This is a genomic window from Streptomyces sp. NBC_01351, from assembly GCF_036237315.1.
Classification (GTDB): Bacteria; Actinomycetota; Actinomycetes; order Streptomycetales; family Streptomycetaceae; genus Streptomyces.
The window spans coordinates 51360-74519 of record NZ_CP108356.1; the positions used below are offsets into that span (position 1 = coordinate 51360).

Below are 23160 nucleotides of genomic sequence, written 5' to 3' on the forward strand. Positions count from 1 at the left end.
AGGACCCGGCGGGGCCTGCCGCCTGTCGGCGGAGCCTGCGCATCGGCGCGTGAAGCGACCCGCGCCTTCCTCGCCCACGCCACCCGCGCCCAGCCTCCCACCCACCCGGGAAGCGCCGACATCGTCCTCCTGGTCGTCGGCGAGCTCGTCGCGAACGCGATCGGCACACCGACGGACCCCTGCACCCTCCGCCTCGCCCTGCACGGCGACCACATGGACATCGCCGTCGCCGGTACCAGCCCCGACCCCGGCCTCAGCCTCGCCCGCTGGGCAGTGGATGAGGTTGCGGAGCGGCTTGCGGATCTGTTCCTCCCCTCCGTCGCAGATGTTGTCGTGCTGGGGGACGTTTGGCGGAATCACAGAGGTGGCTGTTACAAGGCGTTGAACTCGTTCGGCGCAGGGCTATGGGCGGCGAAGAAGCCGGGGCATCGGTGAGGCGGGACGCTGCAGTCCATGGGCCTCCTGGGCTGGGATCGGACCTGCCGCCTCCGGGGGTCAATGCGGCTTGACGTATGCCCTCTACAAGGGAGAGTTACGGACATGTCCTCATTGGGCAACACGCGCTGTTTTCGCCGCTTTCGGGCGTGATTCGGGGCCAGAGTGTGGCTCCCCGGCAGGACCGCCGGGAACTGTTCGGAGCCCGCCCGGCGTGCACGAGGCCGGGCGGGCTGACCGCCCAAGGAGCCATCCGCATGTCTGCTTCTCTCGCAACCCGCCGCACTCTCGCCGGCCTCCTCGCCGCCGGCGCCCTGATCGGCGCGGCAGCGATGCCGGCCGCCGCCGACGACCAGCGGCGCAACCACCGCGGCCCGCACTCCTCCATCGTCATCGGCGACGTCGAGAACGCTGGCCGCGGGCGCGACCACCGCGCCCTGAACCGCGAATGGGTCGAGGTGAAGAACACCGGCCGCCACAGCGTCAACCTGCGGGGGTTCACCCTCACCGACCGCGACGGCAACCGCTACCGCTTCCAGGACTTCCGCCTCGACGGCCACTCCAGCGTCAGGGTCCACACCGGCAGCGGACGCGACACCCGCCACGACGTCTACCAGGACCGCCGCCACCAGATCTGGGACGAGCGCGACACCGCCACCCTCCGCGACAACCGCGGCAACGTCATCGACACCGAGTCCTGGGGCCGCCGCGGCCACCACCACCACCGCTAACCCACCCCGGCAGCCACACCCACCGGGACCGTGAACTGCCGCCAGAGGAAACCACGGCGTGCCACGGCCAACCAGCCGCGGCACGCCACACCCATACAAGACAAGCACCCAACCTCCCCACATGACCCGCCGACCCGACGGACCAGGCCACAAGCGAAGACCTGACCAACCAGGAGACGCAACGAAGCGGACCGTAGCCTTATGCGCCCACGCGCCTGTGACGGGCGGGGCCGTCAGGCCTTGTTGTCGGCATGGACGACGACATGCTGGATGTACTGCTCGACGGTGTGAACGAGACCCGGCTGAAGCTGATCAGCGAGGATGAAGCCAGGGCCCTGATGATCCTCCTCGCCGTACTCGACGACCACACCCAAACCGAGGACATCAGAAGGGGGCCGCAGGCGAGATGCGGTTCAGGCTCGGCTCCCGACTGGCCTCGTCCCAGCACTCCCACGGCGCAGCCTCGTAAGAGACGTGCGCTCAAGGCCCGGGGATACCAGGACGCCGGCTGCCGTCAGGCTTCCGGACGCGCTGTTGAACGCGGATCCGCTGCCGGCCTGTCAACTGCTCTCTGCCTCCCACGGCTCAGAGGGGAGGCGCCGGAGCTACGGTGAGGCTTTGGCAGCTCTTCAGACTCTGCGCAAAACCACAGGTCAGAGGACCCAACCATGCGTCGGCAGCTACTCAAGCGACCGAAGGTCAAACATAGGCTTACCGCAATGCAAGCCTGCAGGGGTCAGTAGCCGTTGTCTTTCCGGACTTGATCGGTGGGTTTCCGCTGGTCAGGCGTGAACTCTGTTGAATCGACGAAGAATCGGGCCGTCACGTCTGTCGGTTATGACACGGAGGTTGTCGATGGCTTCGGTCATGGGCTTGTTGGAAGCGCGCGAGACGGCCGCGCAAGTTCGGGTCGAAGAGCTCCGCGAGGAGGCGGAGCGGGTGCTGGCCGAGCTTGCGAAGGCGGAGGCGGTGCTGGAGCGACGGGCCATCGCCCGCTTGGAGCTGGCCGAGGCCCTGTCCGGGCCGGAGTCGGAGGCCGACCACCCGCCGGAGTCGGCGCCGGCCGTTGCCGAGGCCCCGGTGGCGGGGTCGGTGGTGCCGCACTGGCGGGTGGGCCTGACGATGGAGGTGCTCGCGCCGGACTACCAGCGGCTGGTGGGCGTGCTGGAGGCGGAGGCGGGCGGGTCCGGGCTGCGGGCGCGGGAGTTGGCCGGGCGGCTGGGCCTGGAGTCGGTGCCGGCGAAGGTCGAGGGGGTGCGGTCGAAGGTGAAGCGGCTGGTGGAGCGGGCTGGCTGGCCGAGGAGCGTCCCGGGGTGTTCACGCCGAGGCGGGCTGCCGGGTGACGTTTCGGCTCCGGTGGCGGGCGAGGCGGCGTCCCATGAGCATGGTCATCGACCACAGGACGGCGGCTTCGCTGCTTTCGGGCCGGGTCTCGTAGTCCCGGGCAAGGCACCGCGAGCGCATCAGCCAGCTCAGCGTCCTCTCCACCACCCACCTGCGTGGAAGCACCACGAACCCGCTCATGTCATCGGTGCGTTTGACGATCCGAAGGGAGAGCCGCCCTGGACGTCCCCTTGACCCACACTTCCTTTCGTCCGACCGTCTCCCATGATGCAACGCGAGGGGAGAAGGCCGGATTCCGGGGTCAGGTGGACGTCGGGGTCCGTCAGACGAGGTGGATCGTGAAGCGCCTCACGACCCTGGGGGTCGTGAAGATCGTGTCGGAGTGGACCGAGCCGCGAGCCTTCTCGTACTCCCCGGTGCCGCCGGTGATCGCGTTGTCGAAGGGACCCTGGTCGAGGTAGTTGAAGTACATCCCCTGCACGGTGAGCTGGCCGCCCGGGAGGGTGTAGGTCACGACGCACTGCTCCGCTTCATCGGCGCCGCCCCGGGTGGTGGTGCATGTGCCGTGGGTCTCGCCGACCTTGTTGTGCGCCTCGTCGAAAAGGTCCGAGCGGACGACGACCTGATCGCCCTGCGAGACGATGCCGGGGGTGACGGGGAAGCGGGTCAGCTGCTGCACCTCGGCCAGGACTGTGATGATCCGGCCTTTACCCCCGGCCTGGGCGGAACCGGTGTCCGTCGCGGCGGCCGCGACGGGGGTGCAGGCGAGGAGGGTGACCAGCGTGGCCGTGCCGAGGCAGGCCGCTCTGATGGGGCGCATGATGCGACTCCTGAGGTTGATGTTCGGGAATAACCGGAAGGCGAACTTCCATCCGATCCCGTTCGATTCCCTTCATAACCTCGACTCCGCCGCCGCACGGAGCACCCCGGCACGAACCACCGACACATCCAGCCGGTCGGACCAAAGTCAGGCGGCGGAGCTCGGTACGAAGCCGAACGGCAGCTCCAGGCGATGCCGGGCCATGAGCTCCTCGTCGGCGACGATCCCGCCCGTCGGCCCGTCGGCGGCGATGACGCCCTCGCTGAGGATGACCGAGCGCGGGCAGAGCTCCAGGGCGTACGGCTGGTCGTGGGTGACCATCAGGACGGTGACGTCCAGGGAGCGCAGGATGTTGACGAGCTCGCGGCGCGAGGCCGGGTCCAGGTTGGAGGACGGCTCGTCGAGGACGAGGATCTCCGGCTCCATGGCGAGGACCGTGGCGACGGCGACCCGGCGGCGCTGCCCGAAGGAGAGGTGGTGCGGGGGCCGGTCGGCGAAGTCCGCCATCCCGACCTTTTCCAGAGCGTGCAGGACCACCGCGTCCAGCTCGGCGCCCCGGACGCCCGCCGCGGCCGGGCCGAAGGCCACGTCCTCGCGGACGGTCGGCATGAACAGCTGGTCGTCGGGGTCCTGGAAGACGATGCCGACCTTCCGCCGGATCTCGGCCATGTGCTTCTCGCCGACGGGCAGCCCGGAGCTCCGCGAGGAGGCGGAGCGGGTGCTGGCCGAGCTTGCGAAGGCGGAGGCGGTGCTGGAGCGACGGGCCATCGCCCGCTTGGAGCTGGCCCGAGGCCCTGTCCGGGCCGGAGTCGGAGGCCGACCACCCGCCGAAGTCGGTGCCGGCGAAGGTCGAGGGTGTGCGGTCGAAGGTGAAGCGGCTGGTGGAGCGGGGCTGGCTGGCCGAGGAGCGTCCCGGGGTGTTCACGCCGAGGCGGGCTGCCGGGTGACGTTTCGGCTCCGGTGGCGGGCGAGGCGGCGTCCCATGGTCATCGACCACAGGACGGCGGCTTCGCTGCTTTCGGGCCGGGTTTCGTGGTCCCGGGCAAGGCGCCGCGAGCGCATCAGCCAGCTCAGCGTCCTCTCCACCACCCACCTGCGTGGAAGCACCACGAACCCGCTCATGTCATCGGTGCGTTTGACGATCTGAAGGGTGAGCCGGAGTGTCTCCTTCGCCCAGTCGACCAGGCGGCCGGTGTAGCCGCCGTCGGCCCACACCAGGCGGATCTTCCGGTAGCGGACGCGGCAGACCTGCCGCAGGATCTCAACAGCGGGTAGTTTCCGCAGTCCGGGTGGGGCCTCGGAGTCGTAAACGGCTTGCAGGATGTGCATGCCGTCCTCGCCAACCCGAAGCACATAGGCGATCAAGGCATCGCCTCCGCGGGGAAGCCGGTCATAGCGGACCGGGCGGCCGTAGCGGTCACCCCAGTCCGCAGTGACGAGAGCCCGGCCAGCCATTCCTGGCCGTTCACCACGAGCTCTTCCAGAGCCATTCTCAGGGTCTCGGCGACCAGCTCACCCCGGTTCAGCCGGCGTACTGCCGCCAACACGTGGGTCGAGTCGGTGCGGACCCTGCCGCGGCGCTTGACCAGGCCCGCAGCCGCAAGACGTTCGACCATCACAGCCAGCAGCCGGTCCGCGCGGTCCCCTTCGGCCAGCCGGTCACGGAACTCGCTCAGCACCGAGAAGTCGAAGCCCGCATCATCGAGCTCCAGGCCCAGGCAGTACTTCCAGTCCAGACGGCACCGGACGGCGTCCGCCGCCTGCCGGTCAGTCAGATTCTCCGTATATTGCAGTGCCGACACCAGTGCGAGCCGGGCCGGCGACAGACCCGGGCGCCCATCCGCCGGATACCAGGCGGCAAAGTCCTCGTCGACGAACAGCTCGTCCAGACGGTCACGCATCCACATCGCTGCGGTGCCCCGCGGATTGCTCGCCCGGGCCATCTTTACCGTCAGCGGCGGAACCATCCGACCCGAACCACACCCCATTGCCATTCCGGCCCCCTCCGACCGGCAGAACTACCCCGCTCGACAACAGCAGCACGTCGACAGTCACCACGAACAGCATGTCAGCGTGCTTTCACTCCACCGAGCGAAGATCACCAACAGCATCCATTCCGTGAGGACGATCACCGGCGACAGCGCTGGAGTTCGTCACCATCCGCAGGCCATGCTGTTCAATCAGCCCAGCCCTCGGTGTTCGAGTACGACTCGTAGGAGTAACGCGTGTCGCGGTCCCACGCCTCCCCGGTGATGCGTCTGTATGCCCGGTCCGGTGTGTAGAGCAGGCTCTCGGCCCAAATGAGATCGGTGGCGTAAGGAGTGAAGGCCGCAGGGTCTTCGAGGACGCTGTCGAAGACCGTGCGGCCGGCGGCAACGACTGCGGCACGGGTGTAGAGAAAGGCGTCTCCGCCTAGGTCGTGCCCGTACTCCTTGCGGTCCAGCTGGTAGAGCGCCCACGACAGTTGTTCGGCAAAGCCGATGACCAGCGACACCGGAGACTGGGCAAGCCGCTCAGTGAGGGTGTCTGCAAGGAGGTCGGCGTCCGGGTCAGGTTCCGTGGGCCTGCAGTCCTCGATGAGCTGCCAGAAGGCGTCTTCGTTCATGCTGGCGAGCATGCCCCAGGGGTCTGACAGGCCTGGCTCCGGGTCACCAGTTTGCTGCGGCTGTGAGAAGGACGCGTTTGCGGAGCAGGGGGAGCTTGGCTCGCCCGAACATCTGGCGTTTGACCATCTTGATGTGATTGACGCGGCCCTCGACGGGGCCGGAGTTCCAGTGTGTACTCAGGCCCTGGAGCACGGCATCCCAGTCCTTCTCCAGACCGGTGGCGAAGGCATGCAGACGTGGCAGGTCCGCGGTGCGGACGGCGATTATCCAGTCTTTGAGGTGCTGACCGGAGCGGGTTTGAAGGATCTCTGCGAAGCCGCGGACGTGCTCGTGGAGGGCCTTCAGTTCAGCGCAGTGGGCAAGTAGGGCGACGAACTGTTGGCGGTCTCCGTCGGCCAGATGCTCGGGGTGCCGCATCATCCAGCCGGTGACCCGGCGGATTCCTGGTGGTGCGGGTGGGACAACGCGGATGCGTGGGCGGCGCCTCGGCCGCAGATAGTGGCTGATGATCTGGTAGCTCCCGCGGTAGCCGAGGTTTTGGAGCTCGGCATGCAGCCGGATGGCGTTGGTGTGTCCTTCGGCCCAGAGTTTGTCCAGGTGGGGCTTGTAGGGGTCGAGCTGGCTGGCCCGGGGCTGGCGCCTTCCGGTCAGCAGCTGTTCGGGGACTGCTGCGCGGGCGTTGCGGCGGACGGTGTTACCGCCCATGTGCAGTTCCCTGGCGATCTCCCGGATCCCGGGTCCTTGGGCCAGCAGGGCATGGATGGTCGCGCGCCGCTCTCTGATGCGAGCTTCGATCGGCGACATCGTCTTCGTCGCATCCGCGCTGTCGCCATCGCTCGCAGGGCCATCAGGGCTGGTGAAAGCCGCCTTGAGGCACGTGCTGTGGAGTCTGACGGTGGCTTCGACGGCGGTGCCGAGGTTCTGCCAGAGGTGGAAGCGGTCGGCCACTTGGATCGCGTTCGGTGCACCGGTCCGGGCGCCGTCGGCGTAGGAGGCGGCCCGGTCACGGCAGATGATCTCGGCGCCGGGATGCTCACGCAGCCAGCCCGCCAGGGTGGAGGCGCCGCGGCCGGGCAACAGATCGAGAGGCCGGCCGGTCTCGCAGTCGATGAGGACAGTGCCGTAGTGGTGCCCGCGACGGGTGGCGAAGTCATCGACACCCAGCACCTTTGGAACGGCCCAGAGAGGATCAGGCACGGCCATGATCGCCCGCAGCAGCGTTGTCCGGCTCACCCTCGTCTGCAGGACAGCTGCCAGACGGGCCCCGGCCCGGCTGGCGAGGGCAACTGCAACGACCGCCAGGACACGGCGCGAGGCCGGAGTCCTTCTCCCGTACCTGAACGTCAGCCCCGCAACCTGCTCAACGAACGTACGACGCCCGCACAAGGCGATATCACAGTACAACCGCCGCACGGTCAGTGCGATCACCACCGGCTGGTCACCGACCGGAGTGTCGGCCAGCCGACGTTCGTAGCAGCTGTGCACATGACTCGACGGAAGCTCGCAGTCCGGGCACGAAGCCGTGCCATCGAGGGTTCTCGCACGGTGCTGCGGGGGGGCTGGAACGCGTCGGCCGCCTCCTGGTACGGGATCGGCAGGGTCCGGAACCGGCCCTGACACTCCAGCTCACCCGGCGCCCTGCGCATCACCCGGATCTCGGGAGTGCTCTGCCGGGCGCGTGCCGCCGGAAACCGGCCCAGGAGGCGGCGTCGTGAGGGACGGCCGGCTCAGCGGAACAGCATGGACGCGTCCCCGGCCGGAGTGGTGACCGAGCCCGGACACAGGAAACTGCCCGAGGCCTTGGCGGCGGTGAATGCCCGGTTGATGTACTTCCGGCTCGCCCCGTCGCGGTCCCACACGATGTTCGTCGCCTTGTAGCGGCAGGAGATGAAGCTCTGCCTGCCGGTGATGTCGATCAGATCCGTCCGCGCCGTGCCGGCGGCGTCGTCGAAGGTGAAGGCGGGGTTGTTGTTGAGGGTGGCGGCGATGCCGCCGCCACAGGCCAGGTTTCCTCCGGGCGCGTTGATCGTGGTGCGGTCAACGGTGAGGGCCTCCGGGGCAGCGGCGCTGGTGCTCGCGTTGGTCCAGCTGCAGCTGTTGCCGGCGACCACCATCACGCCGTCGACCTTCTGGTCGGCCGCCGAGGCGCCGGGGTCGTACGCGAGGGCAGTGCCCGTACCGGCGAAGGCCGCCGCAACGACCAGCGTCGCGATCCCGGCGATGCGTGAGATGCGGGTCCTGCGGGTGCTGTGCCCCGTGTGACTTCTGGGTGTGATGGGTGTGATGGGTGTGATGGGCCTCATGGTTCGCTCCTCCATGCCGCGTACTGGTGGGGGTGGGCGAGGCGCTGAGCCTCTCAGAGGGTGCGGAGTGCGTGCCGGGAGGGTCCCACAGCCGCCCTGAACTGTCAGGAGCCTGTCAGGGACATGGCAATGATTGGCTGGAATTACCGGTCGGTACAAGATGCCGCCGGGAGCGACGGACTGTGGTGGCGAACGGCCGCGTGCGGGCCGATTCACTCTTCCACATCACGGTCCGACGCCCCCTGGCCCCCGGCGAGCCGCCGACGTCTACGGGGTCCGCGTCGGGGTGAACCTCGTAATGGGGTTTGCCCCCGTTTGTGGACATCTCTTGAAGATCGGATCGTGGGATCCGATCTTCAAGAAGCAGCCTTTGCCATGGGCGCCGCCGACTGGGTCATCCGCAACTTCGACGACCAGATCGCCGGCTACAACAAGGCGCTCAAACAGATGCAGCGCGCCCTCGAAGACCTTCCCGAGCTGGAGCGAGCCGCCGTCGAGAACGCCGCGCGAGCACTACGCAAGGCACGCTCGGCCGCCGCCTTCATCCCCGTGGAAGGGCTGACCATCCGGAGCGCACGTGACCAGCACTGAATCCTCTCGTGACGCCCGCGCGGGCCCGCCTGCGCCGGGGCCGCGCAGCGGACAGCGCCACCAAGACCGCTCGCACGCGGGGCGCCACCCGTGGACCTGCTCAGCGCCGGACAACGCATTTCCTTCGCCAGGGTGGCGCGCGAAGCCGGCGTGTCTACCTGGTTCGTCTACAACACACCCGCCATCAAGTCCGCGATCCACAATGCAATGAGCGACCAGGCCCAACATGGCAGGGAAGCAACCGCCATGCCCCGACCTGAACGGGCCACGCCCGCCAGCCTGCACACCGACCTTGCCCTCGCTCGCGAAGAGATCCAAGAGCTCAGACGCGAGCGCGACGCCTTGAAGCACCGCGTCCAACTCGCGCTGGGTGCGGAGATCGACAACGTCGCGCAGGCCGATCTCGTCCAACGGATCCAGGACCTGGAACAGCAGAATAGCGATCGTCACGCCACATTCGGCCGCCGCCCGGGCCGAGCCCCGGCGAACTCGGGCAGGCGGCCTCGGCACCTTCGGACTCAGCCCTGTACGGCAACCACGATCCGCACCGCGCACGCCGCGAGCACCGCGCCGGATACGGCCATGCTGATGACCAGCCCGCGCGTACTCTTGGGAAGGCGCTCCGGGAGGCTCACCTCCTGCGGGCGCTTCGGATCGTAGATCACATCGAGGCGGCCCCCGACCCGCACGGGCGGGAACACGAAGGGGCCCACCGTGTACTGCCGCGCGGGACCGCCCTGGGGCGTGTACTCCAGCAGCAACATCGAACCTGCCGCGACCTGACCCACATTCACACAGACGGCAGAGGTTCGCACGCCCCGCTTCAACAGCGGGCTGGAGTGAACGTAGATACCCAACGAGATCCCGAAAATCAAAAGCCCGACCAGCACAGACATGGTGATCAACAAGGTCACCGACATCGCCCCCCGACCGATGGAAAGCCCAGATCATCGCGTACGCCCAGCAGGGACACAAGAGGCGGCTGCTCCCTGGGCGCCTACCTCGTGCGGTGACTCACCGAACGGATGGTGACCGCGGCACGAAGCACCGCAAGGGCGAGGGCGAGTGCGGATACCGCGATGATCAGCCGCCCGGCGTCGGGCGCGAAGAGCAGAACCTGGCGCAGGTCGGTCGCGACCTGGCCTGGAAGCACGGCATAGGCCGTAGTGGCCAGCAGCAGACAGGCCGCCACCGCGGTTACGCCTCCCGTGAGAGCTCGGATCCTGCTCTTCTTCCTTTGTACGCTGGGCGGCCGGACCAGGCGGAACAGGGACCGGACGACCCCTGCTCCCAGCACGGCGGTGACGGCGGCCAGCGCGGTCAGCAGACAGCCGAACAGCGGGTCCTCATCGGCTGGTTGCGGCTCGGCGCCGAGCAAGAGGCGCAGCGCCCCAAAAGCTGTGGCGCCCAGCAGCTCGTCGTTCTGGGTGCCGTAGACGTTCTGCTCCACGACCACTGCGAGCTTCTTCTCGGGCGCGAGGATCAGGATGCTGTGGTAGCCGGGGGTCGCGCCGGCGTGCCAGACGGTGCGCACGCCCAGGTCGTCGAAGGCGTCGTCGCGCCAGCCGAGGCCGTACCGGTGGGCGTCGCGCACGGGCACGGTCCCCGTATGCATCTGGCGTATCGCGTCCTGGGACATCACGGTCTGCGGGCCGCCGAGTTGTGCGATGGCGAAGCGGCTCAGGTCCTCCAGGCTCACGCCGAGGTATCCGTACGGCACCCCGGAGGTGTCGAAGGGTGGGGCGTACGCCTGCGGCCGGCCGAAGAAGTACCGGTGGCCGGGGGCCAGGCCCGCGTTCTCGGCGGTCCGGGCATCAGTGATCGCCCCTGTCATGCCCAGCGGTTGGAGGACGGAATCGCGCAGGTGGTCGCCGAAGGGCCGCCCGGTGACCTGCTCGACCACGGCGGCGAGCAGCATGTAGTTGGCGTCGCTGTACTCGTGTCGTTCGCCTGGCAGCGCGATAAGCCTGACATCGGCCAGACTGCGCGCCAGTCGCAGGATGCCGCCGGGCTCGTTGTCGTAGCGGTCGGATCTGAGATAGCCCTCGCGCTCGGAGATCCCGCTGGTGTGGGTAAGCAGTTGACGCACGGTGATGCGCTCGCCACCGTCACCCGAGGGCGAGAACCAGGGCAGGCGCTCACGCACTGGCCCGTCCAGGGCGACCTTGCCTTCCTCGGCCAGCTGCATGACAGCCATGGCGGTGACCGGCTTGGACACCGAGCCGATGAGGAACGGGGTCCGGGGCGTGACAGGTGTCCCGTTCCCGTCCCGTCCCCACGTGCGCTGATGCACCACCTGGTCGCCACTGATGACGGCGTACGCCAGACCGGGCGTGCGCGTGCGCTCCCTCTGCTCTTGTACGTACGCATCGACCTGGGCGAAGTCGCCCTGGGCTCGGTCGGCCGCACTGGCGGGTCGTACAACTCCCAGGAATAACAGGGTCATCAGACCCACCACACGCAGACGTCGCACGCCCCCACCTCCATAACCATACGGCTGTACGGTTATGACGTTACCGTACGGCTATATGGTTAAGCCATGCCTCGTGTTGCCGACCATGACGAACGCCGCCACCAAGTCGCCGCCGCGGTCCGGCGGCTCATCGCCGCCGAGGGCCTGAACGGTGTGACCGTCGCCAAGACCGCCGCGGAGGCGGCGATTTCCGTCGGGCTCGTCCAGCACTACTTCCGCAACAAGGACGAGATGCTGCTGTTCACCTACAGCCACGTCCTAGAGCGGATCGAGCACCGCGTGACCGCCCTGGTCGCGCGCTCCGAATCCATCGGCACACGCATCGAGCACATCGTCCTCGACGCACTGTCGGAGAGCATGCCGCTGGACGACGAGCGCCGGCAGGAATGGCGGGTCGCCCTCGCCTTCACCGGCCGCTCGGCCGACGACCCCCGGCTCAGCGAGGTCAAGGTCGCCGCCCTGAACCGCACTCGCGCCCTTCTGGCACAGGCGGTCACCAATGCCAAGGAGTGCGGCGAGGTCGCCCCGGAGACCGACTCGGCGCGAGAGGCGGCACGTATCGCCGCGTACACCGAGGGCCTCTCCGCCCACCTCTACGCCGACCCTGCCGGGATGCCGCCCGCCGCAGCCCTCGCCGCCCTCGCCGACCACCTCGCGACCGTCTTCTCCGGCGAATGCCGCCTCCGCCGTCGGCCCCCCGGCGAGCGCCCGACGTAGGCCCGCCCAGGCCGATCAAGATCGGCGCCCTGCCTGTCACCAGCAGCGCGCAAAGTTCGGTTGGTGTCACCAACTCCTTTGTCCCATCAGCTGTCTGAACTGCGCAGCGTCCCGGCGGCCAGCGCAGCGCGATAGGCGTGGCAAGCAGTGCCGCCGCTTATCGCTTGATCCCGCGGCATACGAGCAACAGGCGGTGCGGAGACGTTGCCTGGCGAGCGGGTACGACGGCACCATGGGAGCACGGGAACGGGGGGTGGAGCCGATGAGTCGCTTGGTACTGCCGTACCTCTCCACCTACAAGGCGTCGCTGCCCCAGCAGGAAGCTGCTGAACTGGTCGGCCCCACGGGCGGCAAAGTTCACGTCCTGGAACACGAGCTCCCATGGTCCCTCGACGCATGGCGCGCAGACGGCGTACACGTAGGCCCTTTGTTCTTGGTGCGGACTCCCCGGCCGGGTGACGCATCCCTGAGGTTCCTGTTCGACACGGCGGGTGCCCCCTTTCCGACCTGGCGGGAAAGCTGCCTCGTGCCGTGCACGGCGCAGACCTGCCGCCGCTGGGTCGAAGCCGCCCTTGCCTATGCCACCGCCGTGGACGACATCAGCGCCGAGCTGGTTGCCGCCCACCGTCGCGCCAGCTCCATCGCGCGGTGGAGGCACCTCGCCACCCACCGCGCCCTACGCGGCTGGGAGAAGACCCGGCAGCGCTACGAGCGGGTCATGCAGGAGGCCAGTGAGGCCTACAAGCCGGTCCGCCGGGAGATCTGGCAAGCGATCCAGGCCGAGAAGGACAAAGCCGCCGAACACGCACGGCAGGAAGCCCAGGCCCGCCGCCGCAGGGCCGAGCTCGCCGAACGGCCCATCTGGGGCTGGTCGTCGGTGGCAACGAACGGCCAGCCGACCGCGTACATCTTCCGACACGACGTACCCGCCGACGACAGCCTCGCTCCGACTTCGCCGCAGGTGAATCCACCTGTCGGCCTGGCGGGTCTGCGCCACGCGCTCAAAGCCCTGAAACCGATCCAGCTGCAATGGGACAGTGCAGCGATCAGCCAGACGGAGCGCGAGCTGGAAGGCGTGAGCTTCGAGAGCTGGTGGCGGGAACTGTTCTCCGAGGACTACCGCACCTTCACATCACCCCCGCCAAGCCGCAGCTCATCCCGCCCCCCGATCGGTGGCACCGGCACCGGCGGAACAGGCGGTTTCACAGGCGGCTTCAGCTTCGGCGGGTACTGACCGCAGCCACGCCCGCCCCCACGCTCTTGGATCTCGGAGAAGAGGCCCGGTGGCGCCACCGGCCTCAGGCCACATCCTGTCGTCTCCGCTGTCACCAGTAGCGAAGCTCGAAAGCCTCTGGCTCCGTCGAGCCGGTCCCGGGCACGTCCGGTGCCCAGGGTCAGCCGTAAGACCCCTTGAGACACCGGTTCAAGGCAGCACGGACACAGGCGGTCCGGGCGAGGGCTCCGTCGTGGGACTGCCGCACGAGCACACGGCTGTTCCCGCTTGGTGGTGACCTCGCAACGCGCGGTTCGTTGTAGTCCCGGTCCCGCAGTGCGGGCCCCACGCCCGTGCCCGGACTTTCGGCCGCCCACCTGGAGGATCTGCATGTCGCTCTTGACGTCCGACGGCGCCGTACGAGCGGATGCACCCGCGCCGCCGCAGGACTGTTCGGCGGTCGATCGGTTACTTTCTGAGTTCCTCGCCGACAAGGAGCAGGCATCCGTCGGTCCTGAAATCGCGATGTTCGTGAGGCTGCTGGGGACATTCCTTTCGGGCGGCAAGCGGCTTCGCCCGCTGCTGTGCTACTACGGCTGGCAAGCCGCGGGTGGGCACGGAAGCACCATCGCGGTGACTCATCTGGGTGCCGCGTTGGAACTCTTCCACGCCGGCGCGTTGATCCATGACGATGTGATGGACGGCAGCGACATCCGGCGGGGCCGTCCGACGGTGCACCGCCTGCTGGCCGGAAGCCACGGCCGGCACCCCGCGGCTGAGCGGTTGGGGGTGAACACGGCGATCCTGCTGGGGGACCTCGCACTGTGCTGGTCCTATGACCTGCTGCACGTCGCCGAGCTGGCAACCCCTCGGGCAGAATCGCTACGGACGCTGCTGGACGCCATGCGCATGCAGGCGATGACCGGCCAGTACCTGGATCTTCTCGCGACGGGCAGCTCGCACATCGCTGTCGAGGAGGCGCTGGCCATCGGACGTGGCAAGACCGCCCGTTACACGGTGGAGTATCCCTTGCTGGCCGGTGCCCACCTTGCGGGCGCCGATCAGGGCATGTTGTCCGCATGCAGCGCATACGGCGTTCCGCTCGGTGAAGCCTTCCAGCTCCGCGATGACCTGCTCGGAGTCTTCGGCGACCCGGGGACCACCGGTAAATCCGATCTCGACGATCTGCGTGACGGCAAGCACACCGTGCTGCTGGCCGTTGCCAGGCAACGTGCCGACTCGGTCCAGGCCGCGGCTCTGCGCGCCCTGATTGGGAACGCCCATCTCGACCTTGCCGACGCCCAGGACATCCGCGACATCATCGTCGCCACCGGAGCGCGGGATGCCGTCGAGGACATGATCGCCGAACGCCGGGAGCATGCCCTGGCTGTTCTCGACAGCTTTCCTTTCCCGGCTGGCGCGGCCGCCTCTCTGAGACGTCTGGCCGACATGGCCACCCGCCGCGACCGCTGAACAGGCCATCACCCCGAGCAAGGAACTGTCATGGCAAGTCGGTATGCCCCCTCACACGTCGCCCCCACCGCTGCTGCGCCAGGTGGTGACGCTCGTTTCGACGTCGGCCTGCAGCTGGTGGACCGCCACGACGGAGGAAGGAAGCCGCAGGAATTCGAGATGCTGGGGTTGCGGTGGCATCTCATCCCCCAGGTGTTCGCTCCGGTCCATACCGACTCCACCCGGCTGTTCACCGAGTGGCTGCCGTTTCCCGTAGGGGGAAGCTTTCTGGAGGTGGGCTGCGGGGCCGGCGTGACCGCGGTGAGGGCGGCGCTGGCAGGGTGTTCACAGGTCACTGCGGTGGACATCAACCCCGAGGCCGTGCGCAACACCGAGCTGAACGCCGCCCGCCACGGTGTGTCCGGCCGGATGCGCGTGCTGCACAGCGATCTGTACGACGCCTTGGCGCCCGGGGAACAGTTCGACGTGGTGTTCTGGAACTCCAACGTGATCTGCGCTCCAGACGAGTTCGTCTACACACGCCCCATGCAGCACGCGATCTTCGATCGTGGCTACGCCGCGCACCAGCGGTACTTGCGCGAGGGCCTGGCCCGGCTGACCGAGTCGGGTCGCTTGTTCCTGGGGTTCAACAGCCTCGGTGACGCCGGCCGCCTGAACTCCCTGGCCTCCCGGTGCGGTGTGCGGCTCACGGAGCGGGAACAAACGACCCGCCGGGCCGGTGACGTTCCCGTGACGTTCCAACTGCTTGAAGCCGCCGGCGTCCGCGATGAGCGGAGTAGCGCGTGACCGCCACGCAAACGCCGGTCGCCGCCTCGATCAGGCCCCGGCCCAAAATCGTCAGCTACCTCAGGCTCGCCAAGGCCCGGGTGTACCACTACGTCTATGGCTGGGCCCTGGGGCTGCTGCTCCTGCGATCGGATGGTTTCCTCAGCGGCGGCACGCTGCTCGCCATGACTTTCATGCTGGTCGGCACGCTGGCCATCCAGTGGAGCGCGTCAGCAGCCGACGACGTGAGCGGGTTCCTGAACGGCAGTGACGCCCGTAACTACGCGGGCCGGCCACTGGTGACGATGGTAAGGAAACCACTGCTCACCGGTGCGCTGACCTCGCCGGAGGCGATCGGGTTCGCCGTGGTGGCGTGGATCGGCGGAATGCTCACGCTCCTGCTTTCCGCCGGCGTTCTGGACTGGCAGGTTCCCTTACCGGCCCTGGTGGCCGCGTTCGGTGTGCCGGCTCTCGCTGTCCAGTACTCCTGCGGAATCAGGCTGAGCTACCGGCCTCTGGGGCTCGAATCGACGATCTTCTTCACCGGTGTCTGCACCGTGCTGATGCCCTACTGGTTCGCCGCCGGAACCGTAAGCCGCGAGACGCTCCTCATGAGTGCGTTGTTCGGGCTGTGGCTGCTCCTGGTGGTGTCGTACGGAAACGCCTCCGACCGGGCGGGAGACGCTGCCGTCTCCCGGAAAACCCTTGCCGTCATCATGCCGCCCCTGTGGTTCGCCGTCGTGCTTCATGTGCTGGTCGCGGTCAATGCGGTGCTGCTTGTTCTACTGTTCACCACGACACGGCTGGATGCAGGATTCATCGTGCTCAGTGCTCCAGCGGTGGCGCTGCAACTCGGCCAGCTGTACTACGGGGTGTACCGCCGCGAGTTGCGCAAGGCCCGGTTCCTGGTGCTGATCTCCATCGACCTCGGGTTCCTCGGTCTGGCCGCCGCGCTCCTTGCGGGGCCGGCGTCATGAACAAGGGCGTCGGGGACCGGGCTGTCGTGCTCGGAGGCAGCATCGCGGGGACGTTAGCGGCCAGGGTGCTTTCAGAGTTCTACCGTGAGGTCATCGTCGTGGACCGCGACCAGGTAGTCAGCGTGAGTGGGCTGAGGCGCGGGACTCCTCATGCCGGTCATGCCCACGGACTGCACGCCCGCGGCTGCCTCATCCTGGAGAAGCTTTTTCCTGACCTGCTTGGGGACATGCGGCGCGCACAACTGCCGGTGGGGGATCTAGGCGAGCAGCGTTGGTACTTCAACGCCCGGCCGTTTCGGTCCACACGGACCGGTCTGCGGTCGATTACGGCGCAGCGCCCGGTGCTGGAGGAGTACTTCCGCGAGCAGGTCGCCGCACTGCCCAACGTCACGTTCTGGGAGCGGACCGAGCCTCTCGGCTTTCTGTCCACACCGGACGCCAGGCGGGTGACCGGTGTCCGGCTGCGTTCGACGGCGGCAGATGCCGAAGACGCGTTCGATCTCCACGCCGATCTGCTCGTCGATGCCACCGGCCGCGGGTCGCGCGCGCCGGTATGGCTGGAGGAGCTGGGCTACCGGCGACCGGTCGAGAAGCGGATGGCGATCGGTCTGGCCTACACCACACGGCTCTACCGAAGCCGCCCGGACATGCTCAACGGCACACAATTCATCAACTGCATCGCATCACGCCAGTTCCCGCGCGGGGCGTTCTTCGGTCAGGTCGACCGCGAAACGTGCATCCTGTCGCTGACCGGCATCCTAGGCGACCATCCGCCCACCGGCGACGACGGATTCCTCGCGTTCGCCAAGTCTCTGCCCGTCGCTGACATCCACGAGCAGATTCGGCACGCCGAGCCGCTGAGCGACCCGGTCTGCTTCCGCTTCCCGGCGAGCGTGCGCCGACACTACGAACGGCTTCCCCGCCTTCCCGAGCGGTTCCTCGTGCTCGGCGACGCAGTGTGCAGCCTCAACCCGAACTACAGCCAGGGCATGACCGTCGCCGCCATGGAAGTGTTGGAGCTGCACCAGCACCTGTCGCGCGGCACGCCAAGCACCATCGCGTTCATGCGTGACGTCGGGCGGATCATCGACAACCCGTGGTTCAGCTCCACGACGAGCGACCTCAAATACACCGGAATGAAAGGGCGCCGTGGGCTCACCGCACGCATGGGCAACGCGTACGTGACCCGGCTGCACCACGCGGCGGTGAACGACCCCGCCGCCACGAATGCCCTGATGCGCGTCGCAGGCCTGATCGACCGGCCGACCGCGCTCATTCGCCCACGGGTTCTCCTCAGCGCACTGCGACGTCAGGGGTCTATGACAGGGCCTGCCGAGTAGCCGGAACCCCCGGGGCTGCGGTATCACCCGACCGCCATCGCACCGACGGTTCATGCTCCGTAGTACCCGCCTGCCGCTGCTGCGCCGGCCCGTCCGGACGGGCCGGCGCAGCAGCGGCAGAACGCCGGCAGGTACCAGGCCACGCCGTGATCGTTGGACAGGGCCTGTGACATACCAGAGGGGGCGCGGATGGATGCGTCGAGGCGACGAGCCTGGCTGATCGTGGTCCTGGCCATGCTGGCCGCGGTGTGCGCCGGTGTCCTGGCGCCTGCTGCGCTGGGGCAGCTGGCCACCGGCGGCTCGGTGGCCACCGGGATAGAAGCAGCGCATGCCCAGCGGCAGGCCGAGCGGCTGGGTGTTCCCTCCCCGGACCTGTTCCTCGCCCTATCCCGCGCAGGAGCACACCCGGCGCAGCCGCCTCTGGAGGACGGCGTCGAGGCTGTGGCCGCAGCCCTGGCCGGCAATCACGAAGTGGCCGGCGTATGGACCGCCACCGCGCACGACAACGCATGGCTGCGCTCCCGCGATGGGCAGACCATGTTGGTCTCCGCCCGTTTGAAGAAGCCGTCGGACGGGCAGCCCCCGCCTGATGTCTCCCGTCTGATCGAAGCCGCCCGGACCGCGGCCGGCGGCCTGCGGGTGGAAGCCAGCGGTCCGGCTGCCGCCAATGAGGAAATCGACGCTACGAGCGCACGCGACCTCATGCGGGCAGAGCTGATGACGGCTCCCGTGCTGTTCCTGCTGCTGGTCTTCGCCTATGGCTCTCTCGTAGCCGCCCTCCTGCCGGTCCTGATGGCCGGGCTGGCAGTCGGCTGCACCATCCCTGTGCTGGGACTGCTCGCCCAGGTCACCGAAGTCTCCTGGGCAGCGGTCAACGCCGCCTCGGCGATCGGCGCGGGACTCGCCGTCGACTACAGCCTGTTCCTCCTGGCCCGCGTACGGGAGCAGCGCGCACGTGGCGACAGCGCCCAGCAGGCGCTGTCCACCGCGCTGCGCTCCACCAGGCGGTCCATCGTCTTCTCCGCCGCCGCGATCACCACCTGCCTGGCGGCCGCGCTGGTGGTGCCCGTACCGGTACTGCGCGCCCTGTCCATGGCGGGCATGATCGTCGGGATCCTGTCCGCGGCTGTCGCCCTGCTGGTGCTGCCCGCTCTCCTGAGGCTGCTCGGCCCGCACGCCTACGCCTTCGACCCCTTGTCCCGTTGGCGGCGCACTCAGCACGAGAACGGCAGCAGGTTCTGGCGGTCCACCGCCCGCGCGGTCACCGCACGTCCCGTGCTCACCACCGCTCTGGCGGCCGTCCTGCTAGCCGTGCTCGCCCTGCCGCTCGGCCACGCCCGGCTCGGCCTGGCGGACGAGCGCACTCTGCCGCCCTCCGCCCCGGCGGCGGCCGCCGCCCAGCACGTCAGGGACGCTTTCACCGCCCCGCCTGAACGGCTGCTGACCCTGGTCGTCACCGGCCCTGACACCGCCCGAGGTCTGCCCGCCTACACAGAACGGCTGGCCCGCGTCCCCGACGTCATCGAGGTCCGCCTCGTGCGCCCTGCCCAGCCCGCAAACGGACCCAGCAGCACCGGCCGCCCCGACACTTCCGCCGTGCTCCTGGTCGCCTCCGCCGTCGACCCCGGCACCGAGCAGTCGGCAGCTGTCGTACGGGCCGTGCGCGCCACAACGGCGCCCGGGGCTGTTCTGGTGGGAGGCAGGGCCGCAGAGGTCGCCGACACCATCACGGCCGTCCGCACCACCATGCCCCTGTGTCTCCTCCTCCTTACCTGCGTACTCCTGTCCCTCCTCACTGCCTACACCCGCACGATCATCGCCCCGCTCAAAGCCCTCCTGGTCGCCGTGGCCAGCCTGGGAGCCAGCCTCGGAATCCTGGTAGTCCTCTTCCAAGACGGCCACGCCCGCACCCTGCTCGGTGAATTCACCATGACAGGAACCCTCGACACCCCCATGCTCCTGTTCACCCTCTTCGTCACCCTCGCCCTGTCCATCGACTACGAGATCTTCCTACTCGGCCGAATCCGCGAGGAATACGACCGCACCGGCAGCAACCGCACCGCCATCATCGACGGCATCGCCCGCACCGGCCGACTGGTCAGCAGCGCTGCCGCTGCCCTCGCCCTGTCCGCCGTAGCCATGGGCACCTCAGACGTCAGCCTCCTCAAGTTCACCGGCCTCGGCATCGCCATCGGCGCCCTGGTCGATGCCATTTTCGTACGCGGCATCCTCGTCCCCGCCGCCATGGCAGCCCTCGGCCCCACCAACTGGTGGACGCCCGCACGCCGGCGAAAGCTCGCCACCGCTTCCTTCGGCCCGGCCGAAGCTCACGTAGCGGAAGTGGAAGAGGCCTGGTTGGTTCCCGTACGGCACGAGCCACCTTGATTCAGCCCTGCGGGGATGTCCGGGGCCGGCCCACCGACACACGACAGCACAGACCCTGGCCATTGTCGGGCCGTTGCAGCCCTGATCGCCGGACTGATCACCGAGGTGGGAACCGACTTGGCGGCTGCCGCGAGCAGCCTGCGCGGCGTGCCGCCGGAGTTCGAGCCGTGGATCCTCAAGGCCGTCGCCGAGTGCAAGGACCACCCCGAGCTGACGCCCGCGCTGATGGCCGCCCAACTCCAGCAGGAGAGCGGCTTCAGCACCTCCCGCAGCACCATCTCGTACGCCAGCGCCAAGGGCCCGGCGCAGTTCGTGGACGGAATATGGGCGAAGTACCGCAACGACGCCGACGCAACGGGCGCGCCGATCCGTTCGACGTCGGCGACGCCGTGATCGCCCAGGGCCGCTACATGTGCTCCCTGCTCGGCGGCAACGTCCGGCGTCTCGCGCTCGCGGGCTACAACGCCGGCTGGGGCGCCGTCCTCGACTACGGCGGCGTCCCGCCCAAGTCCTTCGCCAAGGGCCAGACCTACTGGTACGTCATCAACATCATCGACCTGATGACGGACTACGAGGGCGCGCCCCTGCTGAACGTCGGCGGCAGCGGGGCCGGCTCGCAGGCACTGCGCCGGGCAGATGCCCGGATCGGCACCCCGTACGCCTACGGAGGCGGCGGACCCGGCGGACCCGGCAGGGGCTTCTGCGACAGCGGCAACGGCTTCCTCCGTGGACGTTGCGCGGCCTACTCCACCGTCGTGTCCTCGCCGGCGAACACCGCCACACGGCCATCCACCTGACGCTGCGCTACCTGGGGCTCGGCACACCCCAACTGGTACAGCTGACGCCCAAGGACGCACGAGCCCTGGACCCTGCGGCACGCTCTGGCCGGAGGCAGGCAGAACCCGACGATCCTGATCCTCCAGGCCGGAGACATCCACTCCGGCGCCTTCGATCCCTTCACCGAGACAACCCGTGCCGCCCGCGGGGCAGAAGCATGGGCACATCGACGTCGGGCCGGGGCGGCTAGGGCGCCGTCGAGGCCATGACCGGGCCGTCGCCCGGTGCCGCGGTGGTGTCCAGCGGCCGGCCCAGGAGGGCGAAGGTGGAGTCCAGGCAGGCTGCGGCGTGGGCCGGGTCGGGGTCGACCTTGCGCATGATCTGCAGGCCCTGGACCAGGTTGAGCAGCAGCCGCGCGCCCTGCAGCGGGGTGACGGCCGGGGCGAGCTCCCCGTCCCGCGCGGCCCTCTCCAATTGCGCCGTGAATGCCTCCTCGGCGTACCGGAGGTTCCGCCGGGCCAGCTTCGCGACCTCCTCGTCGTGCGGCAGCAGCTCGGCGATGCTGTTGACGCTGAAGCACCCGGCGCTGCCGGGCGCCGCGTCAGCGGCGAGGAGCCGGCCCAGGACGTCCCGCAGCCGGGCGAGCGCCGGCCCCTCGTCGTCGAGCGCGGTGTCGAGCAGCCGGGTCTGGTGGTCCAGGTAGCGGCCGAGGGCCCGGATGAACAGCTGGTGCTTGTCCCCGAACGCCGCGTAGATCGATCCGCGGCCCAGTCCAAGCTCCGCCACGAGGTCGCTCATCGCGGTCGCCTCGTAGCCCTTACGCCAGAACAGGATCATCGCCCGGTCCAGGATCGCTTCTTCGTCGAACGTGCGTGGTCTCGCCATGCACCCCACGGTAGCGAAGGTCGGCGGCCGGGGCAGCATTTACTTGACCGCTCGTTCCAGAATGGGCTACGTTATGGAACGAACAGTCCGGAACCCCTAGGCGTAGCCGGGCCCACCTGTGAGATCGACGGCACCGTGGTGCTCCAGGGCGCCCAGAGGCCAAGGTCCTGCTCGAAATCCTGGAGAGGGGCAGCGGCCGACCGCAGCCCCGCCACCACCGCCTGATCCCACCGCACACCAGCACACCGGTGCGCGCACCGCACGCCCCCTACCCTCCCTCCCTCGCACACAGCCGGGCTGCTCGGCGGCCCGGCACAGATTTGATCAAGGAGCTCCCGATGAAGGCAGCAGTCATCACCCAGTACGGCCAGGTCCGCGATGTCGTGCGGGTCACCGACGTGCCCGTCCCCGCCGTCGGCCCCCACGACGTGCTCATCGAGGTCCGCGCGGCCGGGGTCAATCCGGTGGATCACCTGATCGTCAAAGGCTTCCTGAGCGCGGGTGAGCCGACCGAGCCGCTGGTGATCGGCAACGAGCTCGCCGGTGTGGTGACCGAGGTCGGCGGCGAGGTCACCCGCTTCGCGGTGGGCGACGAGGTCTTCTCCCGCGTCGACCCCCGCATGGGCGGCGCCTTCGCCGAGTACGTTGCCGTGGACCAGTCGCTGGTCGCCGCCAAGCCGTCCGGGCTGACGTTCGAAGAGGCCGCCTCGCTGCCCCTGGTCGCGCTGACCGCCCTGCAGGCCCTGACCGAGCAGGCCGACGTTCGGGCCGGAACCCGCCTGCTCATCCACGGCGCCGCCGGCGGCGTGGGCTCCGCCGCGGTCCAGATCGCCAAGCAGCTCGGCGCCGAGGTCGTGGCCACCGCCAGCGCCGGCAGCGTGGAACTGGTCCTCGAGCTCGGTGCCGACCGAGTGATCGACTACCGGGCCGAGAAGTTCGACGAGGTCGTCTCCGACGTCGATGTCGTCCTGGACACCATCGGCGGCGAGACCCAGGAGCGGTCGTTCGGCGTACTCAAGACCGGCGGCACGCTGGTCTCGATCGTTGCCATCGCGGACGCCGAGGCCAAGAAGGCCCAGTGGAACGTCGAGGCACGCAGCTTCTTCATGCGCCCGCACGGTGAGCAGCTGGCCCGCCTCGCCGGCCTGGTGGAGTCCGGGCACCTCCGGCCGATCGTCGAGACGGTCTTCCCGCTCGACGAGGCCCCCGAGGCCCTGCAGAAGGTGGAGCGGGGCGGCGCCCGCGGCAAGACCGTCATCGGCGTCCGCGCCTGACCGCGCCCACGGTCGCGGTGGCCACTGACCGCCCCACGGTCGGCGGCCACC

24 protein-coding genes and 1 pseudogene are annotated in these 23160 nt (G+C 68.8%); 13 read left to right on the forward strand and 12 right to left on the reverse strand.

The annotated features are described in order from the left end of the window. Positions 1-692: 692 nt before the first annotated feature. On the forward strand, positions 693-1166 hold the full coding sequence (locus tag OG625_RS00305; RefSeq protein WP_329375750.1) for a lamin tail domain-containing protein: 474 nt from the start codon (positions 693-695) through the stop codon (positions 1164-1166). A gap of 233 nt (positions 1167-1399) precedes the next feature. Here the strand turns inward: OG625_RS00305 and OG625_RS00310 are convergent, their stop codons facing one another. From OG625_RS00310 to OG625_RS00350, 9 genes are all read right to left on the reverse strand, one after another. Next, entirely contained in the window at positions 1400-1534 is a 135-nt protein-coding gene (locus OG625_RS00310; RefSeq protein ID WP_329375752.1) for a hypothetical protein, read from the reverse strand. Between the two features lie 949 nt (positions 1535-2483). Next, complete coding sequence (locus tag OG625_RS00315; protein WP_443067652.1) at positions 2484-2690, reverse strand: hypothetical protein; 207 nt, start codon at positions 2688-2690, stop codon at positions 2484-2486. Between the two features lie 142 nt (positions 2691-2832). Next, positions 2833-3330: an allene oxide cyclase barrel-like domain-containing protein gene (locus tag OG625_RS00320; RefSeq protein WP_329375754.1), complete on the reverse strand. Its 498-nt coding sequence runs from the start codon at positions 3328-3330 to the stop codon at positions 2833-2835. A 147-nt stretch (positions 3331-3477) separates the two neighbouring features. Next, positions 3478-4098 (reverse strand): energy-coupling factor ABC transporter ATP-binding protein, encoded by a 621-nt coding sequence (locus tag OG625_RS00325; protein WP_329375756.1) that lies wholly within the window; start codon positions 4096-4098, stop codon positions 3478-3480. Between the two features lie 153 nt (positions 4099-4251). Then, positions 4252-4659: a transposase gene (locus tag OG625_RS00330; protein ID WP_443067653.1), complete on the reverse strand. Its 408-nt coding sequence runs from the start codon at positions 4657-4659 to the stop codon at positions 4252-4254. Positions 4660-4691: 32 nt separating this feature from the next. Continuing rightward, positions 4692-5297: a transposase gene (locus OG625_RS00335; RefSeq protein ID WP_329375758.1), complete on the reverse strand. Its 606-nt coding sequence runs from the start codon at positions 5295-5297 to the stop codon at positions 4692-4694. 209 nt (positions 5298-5506) lie between these two features. Beyond that, the gene (locus OG625_RS00340) at positions 5507-5935 is read right to left on the reverse strand and encodes a DUF4240 domain-containing protein (protein WP_329375759.1); all 429 of its coding nucleotides are present in this window, start codon (positions 5933-5935) and stop codon (positions 5507-5509) included. Positions 5936-5978: 43 nt separating this feature from the next. Further along, positions 5979-7556: an ISL3 family transposase gene (locus OG625_RS00345; protein ID WP_329375761.1), complete on the reverse strand. Its 1578-nt coding sequence runs from the start codon at positions 7554-7556 to the stop codon at positions 5979-5981. A gap of 107 nt (positions 7557-7663) precedes the next feature. Beyond that, positions 7664-8239 carry a hypothetical protein gene (locus tag OG625_RS00350; RefSeq protein WP_329375763.1) on the reverse strand — a complete coding sequence of 192 codons (576 nt, stop codon included), beginning with the start codon at positions 8237-8239 and terminating at the stop codon, positions 7664-7666. A 342-nt stretch (positions 8240-8581) separates the two neighbouring features. Here OG625_RS00350 and OG625_RS00355 point away from each other — a divergent pair, with 342 nt between their 5' ends. Further along, positions 8582-8830: a hypothetical protein gene (locus OG625_RS00355; protein ID WP_329375765.1), complete on the forward strand. Its 249-nt coding sequence runs from the start codon at positions 8582-8584 to the stop codon at positions 8828-8830. 90 nt (positions 8831-8920) lie between these two features. Continuing rightward, a pseudogene (locus OG625_RS41310) lies at positions 8921-9178 on the forward strand (DUF6262 family protein); the annotation flags it as partial. A gap of 170 nt (positions 9179-9348) precedes the next feature. Here OG625_RS41310 and OG625_RS00360 read toward each other — a convergent pair. Further along, positions 9349-9744 (reverse strand): DUF3592 domain-containing protein, encoded by a 396-nt coding sequence (locus OG625_RS00360; protein WP_329375767.1) that lies wholly within the window; start codon positions 9742-9744, stop codon positions 9349-9351. Between the two features lie 83 nt (positions 9745-9827). After that, a complete protein-coding gene (locus tag OG625_RS00365; RefSeq protein ID WP_329375769.1) occupies positions 9828-11276 on the reverse strand; it encodes a serine hydrolase domain-containing protein in 1449 nt (482 codons plus the stop codon). 93 nt (positions 11277-11369) lie between these two features. Here OG625_RS00365 and OG625_RS00370 point away from each other — a divergent pair, with 93 nt between their 5' ends. The 9 genes from OG625_RS00370 to OG625_RS00410 all read left to right on the forward strand — a co-directional run bounded on the left by OG625_RS00370 (position 11370) and on the right by OG625_RS00410 (position 20970). Further along, positions 11370-12020, forward strand: coding sequence for a TetR/AcrR family transcriptional regulator (locus OG625_RS00370; protein WP_329375771.1), 651 nt, complete (start codon positions 11370-11372; stop codon positions 12018-12020). Positions 12021-12273: 253 nt separating this feature from the next. Then, positions 12274-13254 carry a hypothetical protein gene (locus tag OG625_RS00375; RefSeq protein ID WP_329375773.1) on the forward strand — a complete coding sequence of 327 codons (981 nt, stop codon included), beginning with the start codon at positions 12274-12276 and terminating at the stop codon, positions 13252-13254. A gap of 369 nt (positions 13255-13623) precedes the next feature. Then, positions 13624-14706: a polyprenyl synthetase family protein gene (locus OG625_RS00380; RefSeq protein WP_329375775.1), complete on the forward strand. Its 1083-nt coding sequence runs from the start codon at positions 13624-13626 to the stop codon at positions 14704-14706. A 30-nt stretch (positions 14707-14736) separates the two neighbouring features. After that, entirely contained in the window at positions 14737-15492 is a 756-nt protein-coding gene (locus OG625_RS00385; protein ID WP_329375777.1) for a methyltransferase, read from the forward strand. Further along, on the forward strand, positions 15489-16448 hold the full coding sequence (locus OG625_RS00390; RefSeq protein ID WP_329375778.1) for a UbiA family prenyltransferase: 960 nt from the start codon (positions 15489-15491) through the stop codon (positions 16446-16448). The genes OG625_RS00385 and OG625_RS00390 overlap by 4 nt, the downstream gene beginning before the upstream one ends. Beyond that, positions 16445-17788 (forward strand): FAD-dependent oxidoreductase, encoded by a 1344-nt coding sequence (locus OG625_RS00395; RefSeq protein WP_329375780.1) that lies wholly within the window; start codon positions 16445-16447, stop codon positions 17786-17788. The genes OG625_RS00390 and OG625_RS00395 overlap by 4 nt, the downstream gene beginning before the upstream one ends. Positions 17789-17977: 189 nt before the next feature. Next, a complete protein-coding gene (locus tag OG625_RS00400; RefSeq protein ID WP_329375782.1) occupies positions 17978-20173 on the forward strand; it encodes an MMPL family transporter in 2196 nt (731 codons plus the stop codon). Between the two features lie 117 nt (positions 20174-20290). Next, positions 20291-20566, forward strand: a complete 276-nt coding sequence (locus OG625_RS00405) for a hypothetical protein (protein WP_329375784.1) — start codon at positions 20291-20293, stop codon at positions 20564-20566. Further along, complete coding sequence (locus tag OG625_RS00410) at positions 20497-20970, forward strand: hypothetical protein (RefSeq protein WP_329375786.1); 474 nt, start codon at positions 20497-20499, stop codon at positions 20968-20970. Before OG625_RS00405 ends, OG625_RS00410 begins: the two co-directional genes overlap by 70 nt. A 226-nt stretch (positions 20971-21196) precedes the next feature. Here OG625_RS00410 and OG625_RS00415 read toward each other — a convergent pair whose 3' ends face one another. Beyond that, entirely contained in the window at positions 21197-21835 is a 639-nt protein-coding gene (locus tag OG625_RS00415) for a TetR/AcrR family transcriptional regulator (RefSeq protein WP_329375788.1), read from the reverse strand. 338 nt (positions 21836-22173) lie between these two features. On the opposite strand from OG625_RS00415, the gene OG625_RS00420 reads away from it, so the two are divergent. Then, positions 22174-23109, forward strand: coding sequence for an NADP-dependent oxidoreductase (locus OG625_RS00420; RefSeq protein ID WP_329375790.1), 936 nt, complete (start codon positions 22174-22176; stop codon positions 23107-23109). Positions 23110-23160: the final 51 nt, after the last annotated feature.

Bases quoted from the DNA above. Each gene is read 5' to 3' on its own strand.
- OG625_RS00350 (WP_329375763.1), bottom strand. From the start codon at position 8,239: ATGAGGCCCATCACACCCATCACACCCATCACACCCAGAAGTCACACG.
- OG625_RS00420 (WP_329375790.1), top strand. From the start codon at position 22,174: ATGAAGGCAGCAGTCATCACCCAGTACGGCCAGGTCCGCGATGTCGTG.
- OG625_RS00340 (WP_329375759.1), bottom strand. From the start codon at position 5,935: ATGAACGAAGACGCCTTCTGGCAGCTCATCGAGGACTGCAGGCCCACG.
- OG625_RS00385 (WP_329375777.1), top strand. From the start codon at position 14,737: ATGGCAAGTCGGTATGCCCCCTCACACGTCGCCCCCACCGCTGCTGCG.
- OG625_RS00395 (WP_329375780.1), top strand. From the start codon at position 16,445: ATGAACAAGGGCGTCGGGGACCGGGCTGTCGTGCTCGGAGGCAGCATC.
- OG625_RS00400 (WP_329375782.1), top strand. From the start codon at position 17,978: ATGGATGCGTCGAGGCGACGAGCCTGGCTGATCGTGGTCCTGGCCATG.
- OG625_RS00410 (WP_329375786.1), top strand. From the start codon at position 20,497: ATGGGCGAAGTACCGCAACGACGCCGACGCAACGGGCGCGCCGATCCG.
- OG625_RS00370 (WP_329375771.1), top strand. From the start codon at position 11,370: ATGCCTCGTGTTGCCGACCATGACGAACGCCGCCACCAAGTCGCCGCC.
- OG625_RS00335 (WP_329375758.1), bottom strand. From the start codon at position 5,297: ATGGTTCCGCCGCTGACGGTAAAGATGGCCCGGGCGAGCAATCCGCGG.
- OG625_RS00315 (WP_443067652.1), bottom strand. From the start codon at position 2,690: ATGAGCGGGTTCGTGGTGCTTCCACGCAGGTGGGTGGTGGAGAGGACG.
- OG625_RS00325 (WP_329375756.1), bottom strand. From the start codon at position 4,098: ATGGCCCGTCGCTCCAGCACCGCCTCCGCCTTCGCAAGCTCGGCCAGC.
- OG625_RS00365 (WP_329375769.1), bottom strand. From the start codon at position 11,276: ATGACCCTGTTATTCCTGGGAGTTGTACGACCCGCCAGTGCGGCCGAC.
- OG625_RS00330 (WP_443067653.1), bottom strand. From the start codon at position 4,659: ATGCACATCCTGCAAGCCGTTTACGACTCCGAGGCCCCACCCGGACTG.
- OG625_RS00380 (WP_329375775.1), top strand. From the start codon at position 13,624: ATGTCGCTCTTGACGTCCGACGGCGCCGTACGAGCGGATGCACCCGCG.
- OG625_RS00305 (WP_329375750.1), top strand. From the start codon at position 693: ATGTCTGCTTCTCTCGCAACCCGCCGCACTCTCGCCGGCCTCCTCGCC.
- OG625_RS00320 (WP_329375754.1), bottom strand. From the start codon at position 3,330: ATGCGCCCCATCAGAGCGGCCTGCCTCGGCACGGCCACGCTGGTCACC.
- OG625_RS00415 (WP_329375788.1), bottom strand. From the start codon at position 21,835: ATGGCGAGACCACGCACGTTCGACGAAGAAGCGATCCTGGACCGGGCG.